Consider the following 13,891-nt stretch of genomic DNA (forward strand, 5'->3'; position numbering starts at 1 on the left):
GAGAGTACAGGAGACAAGATGAACTACTTTAATGTTGGGAAAATCGTCAATACGCAGGGGTTGCAGGGGGAGATGCGAGTCTTGTCTGTGACGGATTTTGTAGAAGAACGCTTTAAAAAAGGTGCTGAACTAGCTTTATTTGATGAAAAAGATCAGTTTGTCCAAACAGTGACCATCGCTAGTCACCGTAAACAGAAGAACTTTGACATTATTAAATTCAAAGATATGTACCATATCAATGCTATCGAAAAGTATAAGGGATACAGTCTCAAGGTCGCTGAGGAAGATTTGAACGACCTAAACGATGGTGAATTCTATTATCACGAGATTATCGGTTTGGAAGTCTATGAGGGAGAGAACCTGATTGGAACCATCAAGGAAATCTTGCAACCAGGTGCCAACGATGTCTGGGTGGTCAAGCGAAAAGGTAAGCGTGACTTGCTCTTGCCTTATATCCCACCAGTGGTTCTCAATGTTGATATTCCAAATAAACGGGTCGATGTAGAAATCTTAGAAGGGTTAGACGATGAAGATTGATATTTTAACCCTCTTTCCAGAGATGTTTTCTCCACTGGAGCACTCAATAGTCGGAAAGGCTCGAGAAAAAGGGCTCTTGGATATCCAGTATCATAATTTTAGAGAATATGCTGAAAAGGCCCGCCATGTCGACGATGAGCCATATGGAGGTGGTCAGGGGATGTTACTTCGAGCCCAACCCATTTTCGATGCCTTTGATGCTATTGAAAAGAAAAATCCGCGCGTGATTCTCCTCGATCCAGCTGGAAAGCAGTTTAATCAGGCTTATGCTGATGATTTGGCTCAAGAGGAAGAGCTAATCTTTATCTGTGGGCACTATGAGGGTTATGATGAGCGTATTAAGAACTTGGTGACAGATGAGATTTCTCTAGGAGATTATGTCTTGACTGGTGGGGAATTGGCGGCTATGACCATGATTGATGCAACGGTACGCCTGATTCCAGAAGTGATTGGCAAGGAGTCTAGCCACCAAGATGATAGTTTTTCTTCTGGCCTTCTCGAATACCCTCAATACACACGCCCCTATGATTATCGAGGCATGGTTGTGCCAGATGTGCTCATGAGCGGACACCATGAAAAAATCCGTCAGTGGCGCTTGTACGAGAGTTTAAAGAAAACCTACGAGCGCAGACCGGATTTGCTTGAACATTATCAACTGACAGCAGAAGAAGAAAAAATGCTGGCAGAAATCAAAGAAAACGAAGAATAAAGGAGAAACTTATGCAAGTAATCAAACGTGATGGAGAAATTGCTGAATTTAATCCAGATAAGATTTACCAAGCTATCTTAAAGGCAGCCCAGACTGTCTATGTATTGACAGATGATTTGCGTCAAAACCTTGCACAAGTCACTAAGAAAGTGGTTTTGGATCTGGAAGAAGCCAAGGTGGAACGTGCTACCATCAGCATGATTCAGTCTATGGTTGAACATCGTTTACTGGGTGCAGGTTACATTACCATTGCAGAACACTACATTTCCTATCGTCTACAACGTGACTTGGAAAGAAGTGGTTATGGGGATCATATCGCGGTTCATTTGCATTTTGAACAAATTCGCTAAGAAAAAAGAGTGGGATGAAGCAACTACATCTCACTCTTTCTTAAATCTATTTTTTTGGGCTGTTTGGACGGTTGAAGGGACAAATCGTAGGCGTTGAATATCGCTTATGCGGATAATACGGGTCACATTTTTGGCAAAATTTTTCACGATAATTTGCTGGCGTTGCTGATCGTATTTGATGATGTCACCTGTAAAGCTTGTCTCAGACAAGATAAGGTGAACAGCGGTTTGTTTCTGGATAGCCTCTTCAATAGTGGCTGTAAGGGAGTTGGTTTCAGTCTGGTCGGGTTGGTCATGTCGGTCATGTCCATTTAAAAAGTCATGTATTTTATCTAAAACTTGCTGGAATTTATGTCTCATAGTGGCCTCCCTTCTTTTATATCAATATTATATAAAATTTTCCTAAAATCTACAAGATTTTACGAATAATCAAATGAAAGCTAAAAAAGGAGAAGAAAATGGCAGAATTTACATTTGAAATTGAAGAGCACTTGTTGACTCTTTCTGAAAACGAAAAAGGTTGGACTAAGGAAATCAACCGTGTGAGCTTTAATGGTGCTCCTGCGAAGTTTGATATTCGTGCTTGGAGTCCAGATCATACTAAAATGGGCAAAGGGATTACTCTATCCAATGAAGAATTTCAAACAATGGTGGATGCCTTTAAAGGCAACTAAGTTTTCAAAATGAAAGAAAAGGATATTGAGTTATGACAACTCGATATCCTTTTTTAGTTAGCAAAGTAAGCCTGATTTTTAAGGCGTTGAAGTAATGGACGGCTAATAAAACTAATAGCAATAATTTTACCAAGATCTGGGATGATAAAGGGAAATACCCCCACAACAAGAGCTTTTTCAAATGGCATTCCAGCTAGGAAATGCAATCCAATGATCCCACCAACAAAGACAAGTGTATCTCCCAAGAGATTTGCTAGAAAAATTCTGACAAAACCACTATCGCTGTTAGTTAGAGAAGATGTCAGTCCAGAATAAACAAGATAAAACCAAAGATATCCTGCAGTAGGACCAACCAACGCCTGCAATCCTGCTCCACCTCCTGCAAAGACAGGAAGACCGATAGCGCCTAGAAGAAGATATAGTCCAACAGAAAGTACAGCCTCTCTCGGTCTAAAGACAGTAGCAATTAAGCCGATTGCAAAGTTTTGCAGAGTGAAGGGAACAGGTCCAATTGGAAGACTGATTTGTGCCAATACAGCAATGAGAGCAGCCCCAATAGCAGGGATAGCATAAACGTGAGCTTTTTTCAAAATAGTTAACCTCTTTTCTAATGTATAGTAACTATTATACTCGTAGAGGAATGATTGTCAACCAATTTTTTAAAACAAGGTAACAAAAACTGTAACTGCCGATTTTGCTTACTGGTTAAGTTGGATAATTATTTTGTTGATTCGAAAATCGCCTTTATAGATAATCCCATTTTATCAAAAAATATATACTATAAATACTTGACAAACTAAAAAATAAGTACTACAATTACAAATGTAAGCGGATACATCTAGATATGTTCAATTTTAAAAGGAGGGGTAGTTATGAGATATTTTAAGGACTCTAGATACCGTAACGGTGATTAAAAACCTAAATATAATCAATTCATATTAAAGTAATATGGAGGGACTAAAAAGGGACTATTATTTGATCTTCATCAAATATTTAACTTCAAGGAAAAGTAAAATGAAAAAAGAATTAATAAGAAAGCATCTGTTTTTCTAGTTTCAAGTGTTTTAAGTTTTGGCTTTGCTACTGTAGCTAGTGTTGTTAGTGCAACTACAGCACACCCTGCTCCAAGTCCCATTATTGATATATGGGAATATGGTGTAAATGATAACTCTGGTTATTCGAATTACTATGTTAAATCTCCAGATAATATTGGTTCAAAATCTTCAGTAACGAATTTTTGGGGAACAGTTAAAGCTCAGGATAAACAAGATTATGGATGGGCATATTCAAGTGCTACAAAATCTTGGAGCGATGTTCGATTAAATGCATATTGGGATTATTATAGATTTTAAAAATAATTTATGAAAACAAGAGACCCAATTATAAAATAGGGTCTCTTGTAATATGGTAATTGCTTATGAAATTAAAATTATGTATCATTGGATTCTTCTTCTGTTTGATTGCTGCAATTGGTTGGGTCACTATTAGCGATACAGAAATGCCCATACCTTTACCAATTGATGGTGCTTTTTCTATTCAAGGAAAAAGCAATCTTTCAAATAACGAAATATACGAAATGGTTCGTGATTTATCAAAATCGGAAAAGGTTACCATTTACAAGCCCATCGTTCAGAGTTCGGGTCAGTTGAGGTATGTAAATTTTGATGATGTAAATAATGAACAATTAAAGTCAACACCAATAATAGGGATGTATTACACCCTTGGGAAAATGGATATAGATAGTTTGAAACCACTTACGATGACGGGGTTGCAAACAGTATATATGGCTTATCCTTGGTATATAGGAGGAATCTTACAATTTACTGGAACTTTAAGAATACTGTTAATGGGTTCAATTTACTTAACTTTATTAGTTGTGTTATTTGTTGTTAGAACGAAGCAGATTAAAGAAGGAGTGATACGTCGTTCTTTGGGATTGCCTGTATACGATCTAAGAAGAGATTATGGTATTTCTCTTATTTTTGAACTGATTATGATGGCTTTATTGATGATTTCTTACAGTTCTTTTTTGGGAAATGGTTTCTTCACCTATAGTTCTAAGTTATTTTTCTCTCTGATTTTAACGAATTTTATACTATTTCAAATCATTGATCTCATCACCTTTGTTTTATTTTGGTTGACGATTCAGGTTGAAAAGCCTATTGAAATTATTAAAAACAAGGCAAAAAATAAACTTATTTTTGTCGTATGGCTTGCCATTATTTCGATTATTATCCTTATCTCAGGAGTTTTTTTACAAGAAACAAAGAGTAGTCAATCCAGTATTAACATTCAGATACAGAATTTAGTACCATGGGACACAGTAAAAGACTGGAGAAGGATTGAGTTCCTTGGAATTGAAAGTAACTCTACTAAAAATGGAGAAGTTAATGATTCGGATGGTCAGTATCTACAGATAGCTGCTTCCTTAAAAAACTTAGATTATTTATATATAGATCGATCCTCAGCATATGTTCCAGATTTCATGAAAACTTCACATGTTATGGAAAATTTTTCTAAACAATTAGAAAATGACGGAATAACGAATCCAGAAATAAATAAAGAGTTGATTTATATCAATCAAACAGGTGCTAACCTACAAAATAAAGTGAATGGAACAAACTATCATCTTTTAGATAATAAGATAGCAACCATTTATATTCCTGAGAAATGGAAAGAAAATCAGAAATCTATTGAGAATACAGTTGTAGCAGAACAATTTATTGGAACAAACTATACAAAAGAAGAAATTGCAGTACAAATAATTCCTGATGGTGATAAAATTTTTTATTTCAATGAAGATGCTGATGATAATCATAAAATGAAAGAGCTTTTACCAATGGCAAGTGTAGCAGATAGCACAGATAACATTGTTGTTGTGTTAGATACGGACAAAATGATTGAAAACAACAAGTTTTCTTTGGCTAGTAATATAACAACTAAGTCTCTTTTTAGTCCTGAGGCGGTAAATAAAATAAATGAAATGGCTACCCAGTTGAATGTTTCAATGAATCCAGTAGATGTTTACCAAATTGTGAAATTAAAGATCCAGTCCTTAGAGCACCAAATTCTACTTTCACAAATTTTGCAGAAGATAATTTACAGTATTGTCTTTATACTCATTTATCAATATGTCCAACTTTATATTACCCTAAAACAGAATGAATATGTGAAGAAAATCATTTTAGGTCTGTCAAAAACATATATAGCAATTTCAAGTCTCAAGTATTTTATGATGACTATTACAATCGTTATCCTATTTACATTTCTTATGACAGGTCAAATAGAGTTGCTATATATTGGTCTTGCTTCTCTGCTCGTTTTGATGTTGTCAATAATCATGAGTTTTAGAAAATTATCTGAAAGCTACACTAAAATTTTAAAAGGAGATGAAACATGACAATTGACCTTTTGAACGTTTCAAAAAGTTTCGGCTCAAAAAAGATCTTTACAGACTTAAATTTAAAATTTGAATCTGGAAAAAGTTATGCATTGATTGGAGGTTCTGGCTCTGGTAAAAGTACCCTTCTTAATATTATAGGAAGATTAGAAAAAATTGACAGTGGGAATGTTTTAGTTGATAAACAAGATATTTGGAAGATAAAAGAAAGAACTTTTTTTAAAAATACTGTTGGATATGTATTTCAGAATTATTCTTTAATAGATAACAAAACAGTATATGATAATTTGAAACTTATCACTAAAGACAAAAAAACAATAACTGATGTACTTGAAAAAGTAGGACTGTCAAGTGACTATTTACATCAAAAAATATATGAATTGTCTGGAGGGCAGGCTCAACGTGTAGCTATTGCCAGAATGTTAATGAAACCACGTAAAATTATCTTAGCAGATGAGCCTACAGGAGCTTTAGATGGTGAGATTGGAAAAGAAATTATTCGTTTATTATTGAATGAAAGAGATGAAGATAAATATGTCATTATAGCGACGCATGATCCAGCTGTCTATAACGAAGTTGATGTGATCATTGATATGAAAGATATAGGGGATAATGTATGAAAAAGATAATTTATATTGCTTTGATCTTTGTAGCTGGAATGCTTGCCATTTTCTTCTTTGGAAAACAAATGATCACAAAAGAAAATACCAATAAACCAACACTGGAGTTAATAGTCTATACGCTTTCTTCTAGTGATACAGAAAAATGGAATAAAGTGAAACAAGTAGAAACGGAAGAAGCTACATATATCATAACTGTGAAAGAAGTAGCGTCTTCAGAAGAAGTATTTTCAAACATCATTGCAAATGGAGCTGCTGCGGGGTTCGGAGTTCGTGAAGAAGAAGTGAAGCAATTTAATAATAATTTAGGAGACACTATTGAGGACTCTAAGCATAATAAACTCATTGGAATAGAATTTTTTACTTTTTCTAATGCTGACGAGGGATTTGTAGTAGCAAATTTTGACTACGGTAGTGAAGAGTTGAATTCTCAGAAAAAAGATATGAAAGAGTTATATAAAAAAATATATGAATCTTTTAAAGAAAAGAATAAATGATTGTGTTATAATCCTTATATTTTGTTATGATTTGTTAATTGATTTTTGCATATCTTATTTCAACATACTATAAAATAAAACATAAGAAAACGAGTATCTCCAACTACGGCAATACTCGATTTTTGATATTTAGAAGTGTTTTTTGCTCTGCTTCTTTTATTTCGATTAACGCATAGTTACAAATTCTTCAGATGCAGTTGGGTGAATCGCCACAGTTGCATCAAAGTCTGCCTTGGTTGCTCCCATTTTGATAGCAACAGCAAATCCTTGAATCATTTCATCAACACCGTAGCCAATTCCATGAAGTCCGACAACTTTTTCTTCTGAACCAGCTGTGATCAATTTGAAACGAGTTTCTTGACGATTGCTGGTGCAAGCAGAGTACATAGAAGTAAAGCTTGATTTGTAAACCTTGATTTGGTCTTGACCGTATTCTTTAATAGCTTGCTCTTCTGTCAAACCAACCGTTCCGATAGCAGGGTGTGAAAAGACAACAGTTGGAATAGTTGAGTAATCCATTTTTGCAGTTGTTTTGCCGTTAAAGAGACGTTCAGACAAAGTACGTCCAGCCTTGATAGCAACTGGAGTTAGTTCTTTTTCGCCTGTTACATCACCTAAAGCGTAGATTCCCTCAACAACAGTATTTTGGTATTCATCCACTTGGATAAAGCCACGTTCGTTCAGAGTTACTCCAGCTTTTTCAAGTTGCAAGCCTTTAACGTTTGGACGGCGACCAGTAGCCCAGATAACTTGGCTAGCTGTGTGACTAGTACCATCTTCGAAATGAATGGTAATGCCCTCAGCAGTTTTTTCTAACTTGGCAGGGACTTTGTGAGTATGAAGTGGTAAGTTTGTTCTTTCCATTTCCTTGACCAAACCTTCAACGATGTAAGAATCAAAACCACGTAAAGGACGATCACGACGAACAAAGAGGTCTGTCTTGACACCAAAAGTGTGGAGTACGCCAGCCAATTCAACGGCAATATAACCAGCGCCTAGAATAGCAACTGACTCTGGCAATTCTTCCCAAGCAAATACATCATCAGAAGAGCCACCTAGTTCAGCACCAGGAATATTAGGAATACTTGGATGGGCACCAGTAGCAATCACGATATGTTTAGCACGAATCAGCTCACCATTTACGCTGACAGTATGAGAATCTACAAATTCAGCATGACCTTCAATCAAGTCTACACCGTTGCGTTTAAAACTGCCATCATAAGAAGAACGAGCGCGATCAATATAGGCTTCACGATTGCGACGTAGGGTTGCAAAGTCAAAGTTAAGATCAGTAGTCTTAAAGCCGTAGTCTTCTCCAAATTGATGGAAAGTCTCAGCGATTTGTGCTCCGTACCACATGATTTTTTTAGGAACACAACCGACATTGACGCAGGTTCCACCTAATTTCTTTTCCTCAATAACGGCCGCTTTGGCTCCATGTTCACCAGCACGGTTCATGGTAGCAATTCCTCCGCTACCTCCACCGATAGCAATGATATCGTATTCTCTCATTTAAAGCTCCTTTGTACTCTTTTAAATAGTAGAGTGTCATTTTTTGATAGTCATATTCTATCTTTTTTTTGAATTGATTGCAAAAATCTGCTACGTTCAAAAAAAATTAAAGAAAAGGCTTGCAAAAAAGAAAAATAAAGTGTATTATATAACTAGTACAATGATAGTTAAAACAAATTCCGAACGATAATTAAATCCTGAAATGTCATTATTTCGTTCTGAACTGTTATTGTTTATATTTGGTAATTTTTATATAATATTGTTAAGGACTTTAAATCAAAAAGGAGTTTCATTATGAAAAAGAATCGCAAAGCTAAAAAGTGGCAATTGTATGCAGCAATCGGTGCTGCCAGTGTAGTTGTATTAGGTGCTGGGGGGATTTTGCTCTTTAGACAACCATCTCAGACTGCTGTAAAAGATGAGCCTACTCATCTTGTTGTTGCCAAGGAAGGAAGCGTCGCATCTTCTGTTTTATTGTCAGGGACAGTAACAGCAAAAAATGAACAATATGTTTATTTTGATGCTAGTAAGGGAGATTTAGATGAAATCCTTGTTTCTGTGGGTGATAAAGTCAGCGAAGGACAAGCTTTAGTCAAGTACAGTAGTTCAGAAGCCCAGGCTGCCTATGATTCAGCTAGTCGAGCAGTAGCTAAGGCAGACCGTCATATCAACGAACTCAATCAAGCACGAAATGAAGCCACTTCAGCTCCCGCTCCACAGTTACCAGCACCAGCAGGAGGTGAAAGTACTGCAGCCCAAACTCAAGCTCCAGTCTCAGGCAATGCAGTGTCATCTATTGATGCACAGCTAGGTGATGCTCGTGATGCCCGTGCAGATGCAGCAGCGCAATTAAGCAAGGCTCAAAGTCAGTTGGATGCAATGACGGTTCTCAGTACCTTAGAGGGAACTGTGGTCGAAGTTAACCAAAATGTTTCTAAATCTCCAACAGGAGCTAGCCAAGTGGTCGTTCATGTTGTAAGTAATGAAAACTTGCAAGTTAAGGGGGAACTATCTGAATATAACCTTGCCAATTTATCTGTTGGACAAGAAGTAACCTTTACATCTAAAGTTTACCAGGATAAGAGCTGGACAGGTAAGATTAGCTATATCTCTGACTACCCTAAAAACAATGGCGAAGCAGCAAGTACAGCGGCTGCCGCAGCAGCTGGTAATTCTGGCTCTAAATATCCATATACCATTGATGTTACAAGTGAAATCGGTGACTTGAAACAAGGATTTTCTGTAAGTGTTGAGGTCAAGAATAAGAGTAAAGCTATTTTGGTTCCTTTAACAAGTGTTGTCATGGAAAATGATAAGAATTATGTCTGGGTACTTGACGAGCAGAAAAAGGCTAAGAAAGTGGAAGTTGGTTTGGGCAATGCTGATGCAGACAACCAAGAAATCACTTCAGGTCTGACAAATGGAGTTAAGGTCATCAGTAACCCAACGTCTTCTCTAGAGGAAGGAAAAGAGGTGAAAGCTGATGAAGCAACTAATTAGTCTAAAAAATATCTGCAGAAGCTACCGTAATGGTGACCAAGAACTGCAGGTTCTCAAAAATATCAACCTAGAAGTGAATGAGGGTGAATTTGTTGCCATCATGGGACCATCTGGTTCTGGTAAATCTACACTGATGAATACGATTGGCATGTTGGATACACCAACCAGCGGTGAGTATTATCTTGAAGGCCAAGAAGTAGCTGGACTTGGTGAAAAACAACTAGCCAAGGTCCGTAACCAACAAATCGGATTTGTCTTTCAGCAGTTCTTTCTTCTATCCAAACTCAATGCTCTACAAAATGTAGAATTGCCCTTGATTTACGCGGGAGTTTCGGCTTCAAAACGCCGCAAGTTAGCTGAGGAATATCTAGATAAGGTTGAATTGACTGAACGTAGCCACCATTTGCCTTCAGAATTATCTGGTGGTCAAAAGCAACGTGTAGCTATTGCGCGTGCCTTGGTAAACAATCCTTCTATTATTCTTGCTGACGAACCGACAGGAGCCTTGGATACTAAAACAGGTAACCAAATCATGCAATTATTAGTTGAACTGAATAATGAAGGAAAAACCATTATCATGGTAACGCATGAGCCTGAAATCGCAGCTTATGCCAAACGCCAGATTGTCATTCGAGATGGGGTCATTTCGTCTGATAGTGCACAGTTAGAAAAGGAGGAAAACTAAGATGCAGAATCTGAAATTTGCCTTTTCATCTATCATGGCCCACAAGATGCGCTCTTTTCTCACCATGATAGGGATTATCATTGGTGTTTCCTCAGTTGTTGTGATTATGGCTCTGGGGGATTCCATGTCTCGTCAGGTCAATAAAAACATGACCAAGTCACAGAAGAATATCCATGTCTTTTTCTCGCCTATTAAAAGTAAAGACGGTTCTTTTACCCAAAAGCAATCAGCTTTGACAGTTTCTGGGAAAGAAGAGGATGTTCCTGTGGAACCACCAAAACCACAAGAATCCTGGGTCAAGGAAGCGGCAAAACTGAAGGGTGTAGATAGTTACTATGTAACCAACTCAACCAATACCACCCTGGCTTATAAGGATAAAAAAGTGGAGCGTGCTAGCTTGACAGGTGGGAATATTACCTACATGAAGGCGGTTGAAAATGAAATTGTTGCAGGCCGTAGTCTTATAGCTCAGGATTATAAAGATGTGGCCAGTGTCATTTTACTAGACCAAGAACTTGCCAATAGTCTGTTTGGTTCAGCTCAAGAAGCTGTTAACCAGATTATAGATGTTGGTGGCTTTAGTTACCGTGTCATTGGTGTCTATACTAGCGATGAGGCCAAGACTGCCAAGACTTTTGGTATTGGTGGACTTCCGATTACGACTAATATTTCTCTTGCCAATAATTTCAATATGGATGAAATTTCTGATATTGTCTTCCGTGTCAATGATACCAGTTTGACACCGACGGTGGGACCAGAATTAGCTAGAAAATTGACCGAGATTGCTGGTCTTCAGCAAGGGGAGTATCAGGTGGCAGATGCGACTGCAGCCTTCCAAGAAGTACAACAACTGTTCGGCTTTATAACTACGATTATTAGTGCCATTGCGGGGATTTCCCTCTTTGTTGGTGGGACTGGTGTTATGAACATCATGCTGGTTTCTGTTACAGAGCGTACGCGTGAGATTGGTCTCCGTAAGGCTTTGGGAGCAACGCGTGCTAATATTTTAATCCAGTTCTTGATTGAATCCATGATTTTGACCTTGCTTGGTGGAGTCATTGGTCTAACCATTGCAACAGGCTTAACCGCTATAGCTGGTCTACTTTTACAAGGTTTGATTGCGGGTATAGAAGTGGGAGTATCAATCCCAGTTGCCCTATTTAGTCTTGCAGTTTCGGCTAGTGTGGGTATGATTTTTGGTGTCTTGCCAGCCAACAAGGCATCGAAACTTGATCCAATTGAAGCCCTTCGTTATGAATAAGATCAACAAGATGGACACTCGTCTATCTTGTTTTTGTATGGATTTCCCTATCGAAAATTCTTAAAAATGTGATATAATGAAGTGTTAGAAAAACAGGTTTCATTTGCCTGGAAAGGAAAAATTATGTCTGAAAAGAATTTTTATATTACAACGCCGATTTACTATCCATCTGGTAAACTTCATATCGGATCTGCCTACACAACCATCGCCTGTGATGTCCTAGCTCGATACAAACGCCTGATGGGCTACGATGTCTTTTATTTAACAGGTCTTGATGAGCATGGTCAGAAAATCCAGCAGAAAGCGGAAGAAGCTGGCATTACACCACAAGACTATGTTGATGGAATGGCAGTTGGGGTTAAAGAACTCTGGCAATTACTCGATATCTCATACGATAAATTTATCCGTACAACTGATGACTACCATGAAAAAGTGGTAGCGCAAGTTTTTGAACGCTTGCTTGCTCAAGATGACATCTATTTGGGTGAATATTCTGGTTGGTACTCAGTTTCAGATGAGGAATTCTTTACAGAAAGCCAGCTTGCGGAAGTTTTCCGTGACGAAGCTGGAAATGTGACTGGCGGTATTGCTCCGTCAGGTCACGAAGTGGAATGGGTATCTGAAGAATCATATTTTCTTCGCCTCAGCAAATACCAAGACCGTTTAGTAGAATTTTTCAAAGCTCATCCTGAATTTATCACTCCAGATGGTCGTCTAAATGAAATGCTTCGCAACTTTATCGAGCCAGGTTTGGAAGACTTGGCGGTATCTCGTACAACCTTTACATGGGGTGTTCCAGTACCATCGAATCCAAAACACGTTGTCTACGTTTGGATTGATGCCCTTCTTAACTATGCGACAGCACTTGGCTACGGTCAAGATGAGCACGGTAACTTTGATAAGTTCTGGAATGGAACAGTCTTTCACATGGTAGGAAAAGATATCCTTCGCTTCCACTCGATTTACTGGCCAATCCTTCTTATGATGTTAGATATCAAATTGCCAGATCGTTTGATTGCTCACGGTTGGTTTGTCATGAAAGACGGTAAGATGTCTAAGTCTAAAGGGAATGTTGTTTACCCTGAAATGTTGGTAGAGCGTTATGGACTAGATCCACTTCGTTACTACCTCATGCGTAGCCTTCCAGTTGGTTCAGACGGAACCTTCACACCAGAGGACTATGTAGGCCGTATCAACTATGAATTGGCTAATGACCTTGGAAACCTTCTCAACCGTACGGTTTCCATGATTAACAAATATTTTGATGGTCAAGTCCCTGCATATGTAGAAGGCGTGACTGAATTTGACAATGCCCTTGCTGATGTTGCAGAACAATCAATCGCTGATTACCATACACATATGGAAGCAGTTGACTACCCACGTGCCCTTGAAGCAGTCTGGACCCTTATCTCTCGTACCAATAAATACATTGATGAAACAGCTCCATGGGTATTGGCTAAGGATGAAGCTCATCGTGATCAATTAGCAAGTGTTATGAGCCACTTGGCAGCCAGCCTTCGTGTCGTCGCTCACTTGATTGAACCATTTATGATGGAAACCAGTCGTGCAGTCTTGAATCAACTTGGCTTGGAAGAAGTAGCGAGCCTTGAAAACTTGAGCTTGGCTGATTTTCCTGCAGGTGTGACTGTAGTTGCTAAGGGAACACCAATCTTCCCACGTCTCGATATGGAAGAAGAAATCGCCTATATCAAGGAACAAATGGAAGGCAACAAGCCAGCTGTCGAAAAAGAATGGAATCCAGACGAAGTTGAACTCAAACTAAACAAGGAAGAAATCAAGTTTGAAGACTTTGACAAGGTTGAAATCCGTGTCGCAGAAGTCAAAGAAGTGTCTAAAGTAGAAGGTTCAGATAAGTTGCTTCAATTCCGCTTGGATGCTGGCGATGGTGAAGATCGTCAAATCCTCTCAGGAATTGCAAAATACTATCCAAACGAACAAGAATTGGTCGGCAAGAAAGTTCAAATCGTTGCCAATCTCAAACCACGTAAAATGATGAAGAAATATGTTAGCCAAGGGATGATCCTATCAGCTGAACATGATGGAAAATTAACTCTTCTCACAGTTGATCCAGCTGTACCAAACGGAAGTGTGATTGGGTAAAAGTAAAAGATCAACGTTATGTACA

15 protein-coding genes are annotated in these 13,891 nt (G+C 38.1%); 12 read left to right on the plus strand and 3 right to left on the minus strand.

What is annotated here, in order from left to right; all coding sequences use genetic code 11:
* Window positions 1–18: 18 nt before the first annotated feature.
* Genes rimM through N5909_RS00885 form a run of 3 tightly spaced genes read left to right on the plus strand, consistent with a single transcriptional unit; the run spans window position 19 to window position 1,596 of the window.
* On the plus strand, window positions 19–537 hold the full coding sequence (rimM, locus tag N5909_RS00875) for a ribosome maturation factor RimM (RefSeq protein WP_033681665.1): 519 nt from the start codon (window positions 19–21) through the stop codon (window positions 535–537).
* The gene (gene trmD, locus N5909_RS00880) at window positions 527–1,246 is read left to right on the plus strand and encodes a tRNA (guanosine(37)-N1)-methyltransferase TrmD (RefSeq protein WP_271630659.1); all 720 of its coding nucleotides are present in this window, start codon (window positions 527–529) and stop codon (window positions 1,244–1,246) included. Before rimM ends, trmD begins: the two co-directional genes overlap by 11 nt.
* Before the next feature lie 11 nt (window positions 1,247–1,257).
* On the plus strand, window positions 1,258–1,596 hold the full coding sequence (locus N5909_RS00885) for an ATP cone domain-containing protein (RefSeq protein WP_001196040.1): 339 nt from the start codon (window positions 1,258–1,260) through the stop codon (window positions 1,594–1,596).
* 30 nt (window positions 1,597–1,626) lie between these two features.
* Here N5909_RS00885 and N5909_RS00890 read toward each other — a convergent pair whose 3' ends face one another.
* Window positions 1,627–1,956 carry a hypothetical protein gene (locus tag N5909_RS00890; RefSeq protein WP_033681666.1) on the minus strand — a complete coding sequence of 110 codons (330 nt, stop codon included), beginning with the start codon at window positions 1,954–1,956 and terminating at the stop codon, window positions 1,627–1,629.
* Window positions 1,957–2,054: 98 nt separating this feature from the next.
* Between N5909_RS00890 and N5909_RS00895 the strand changes: the two genes are divergently transcribed.
* A complete protein-coding gene (locus N5909_RS00895) occupies window positions 2,055–2,270 on the plus strand; it encodes a YdbC family protein (RefSeq protein WP_000807422.1) in 216 nt (71 codons plus the stop codon).
* Between the two features lie 53 nt (window positions 2,271–2,323).
* Here N5909_RS00895 and N5909_RS00900 read toward each other — a convergent pair whose 3' ends face one another.
* Complete coding sequence (locus tag N5909_RS00900) at window positions 2,324–2,860, minus strand: biotin transporter BioY (RefSeq protein WP_033681667.1); 537 nt, start codon at window positions 2,858–2,860, stop codon at window positions 2,324–2,326.
* A gap of 435 nt (window positions 2,861–3,295) precedes the next feature.
* On the opposite strand from N5909_RS00900, the gene N5909_RS09755 reads away from it, so the two are divergent.
* The 4 genes from N5909_RS09755 to N5909_RS00915 all read left to right on the plus strand — a co-directional run bounded on the left by N5909_RS09755 (window position 3,296) and on the right by N5909_RS00915 (window position 6,787).
* Window positions 3,296–3,622: a hypothetical protein gene (locus N5909_RS09755; RefSeq protein WP_080709530.1), complete on the plus strand. Its 327-nt coding sequence runs from the start codon at window positions 3,296–3,298 to the stop codon at window positions 3,620–3,622.
* Window positions 3,623–3,687: 65 nt separating this feature from the next.
* Window positions 3,688–5,670: an ABC transporter permease gene (locus tag N5909_RS00905; protein WP_033677480.1), complete on the plus strand. Its 1,983-nt coding sequence runs from the start codon at window positions 3,688–3,690 to the stop codon at window positions 5,668–5,670.
* The gene (locus N5909_RS00910) at window positions 5,667–6,290 is read left to right on the plus strand and encodes an ATP-binding cassette domain-containing protein (RefSeq protein WP_000151033.1); all 624 of its coding nucleotides are present in this window, start codon (window positions 5,667–5,669) and stop codon (window positions 6,288–6,290) included. Before N5909_RS00905 ends, N5909_RS00910 begins: the two co-directional genes overlap by 4 nt.
* Window positions 6,287–6,787, plus strand: coding sequence for a hypothetical protein (locus N5909_RS00915; protein ID WP_000721122.1), 501 nt, complete (start codon window positions 6,287–6,289; stop codon window positions 6,785–6,787). The genes N5909_RS00910 and N5909_RS00915 overlap by 4 nt, the downstream gene beginning before the upstream one ends.
* Window positions 6,788–6,952: 165 nt before the next feature.
* On the opposite strand, the gene gor is transcribed toward N5909_RS00915, so the two are convergent.
* Entirely contained in the window at window positions 6,953–8,299 is a 1,347-nt protein-coding gene (gor, locus tag N5909_RS00920; protein WP_033681668.1) for a glutathione-disulfide reductase, read from the minus strand.
* 291 nt (window positions 8,300–8,590) lie between these two features.
* Here gor and N5909_RS00925 point away from each other — a divergent pair, with 291 nt between their 5' ends.
* The 4 genes from N5909_RS00925 to metG all read left to right on the plus strand — a co-directional run bounded on the left by N5909_RS00925 (window position 8,591) and on the right by metG (window position 13,866).
* Window positions 8,591–9,799, plus strand: a complete 1,209-nt coding sequence (locus N5909_RS00925; protein WP_271630670.1) for an efflux RND transporter periplasmic adaptor subunit — start codon at window positions 8,591–8,593, stop codon at window positions 9,797–9,799.
* Complete coding sequence (locus N5909_RS00930) at window positions 9,783–10,484, plus strand: ABC transporter ATP-binding protein (protein ID WP_000811472.1); 702 nt, start codon at window positions 9,783–9,785, stop codon at window positions 10,482–10,484. Before N5909_RS00925 ends, N5909_RS00930 begins: the two co-directional genes overlap by 17 nt.
* Before the next feature lies 1 nt (window position 10,485).
* Window positions 10,486–11,745, plus strand: coding sequence for an ABC transporter permease (locus tag N5909_RS00935; RefSeq protein ID WP_023946417.1), 1,260 nt, complete (start codon window positions 10,486–10,488; stop codon window positions 11,743–11,745).
* A 123-nt stretch (window positions 11,746–11,868) separates the two neighbouring features.
* The gene (gene metG / locus N5909_RS00940; RefSeq protein ID WP_271630660.1) at window positions 11,869–13,866 is read left to right on the plus strand and encodes a methionine--tRNA ligase; all 1,998 of its coding nucleotides are present in this window, start codon (window positions 11,869–11,871) and stop codon (window positions 13,864–13,866) included.
* Window positions 13,867–13,891: the final 25 nt, after the last annotated feature.

The organism is Streptococcus gwangjuensis, from assembly GCF_028156745.1.
In the GTDB taxonomy this organism is placed as follows: Bacteria; Bacillota; Bacilli; order Lactobacillales; family Streptococcaceae; genus Streptococcus; species Streptococcus gwangjuense_A.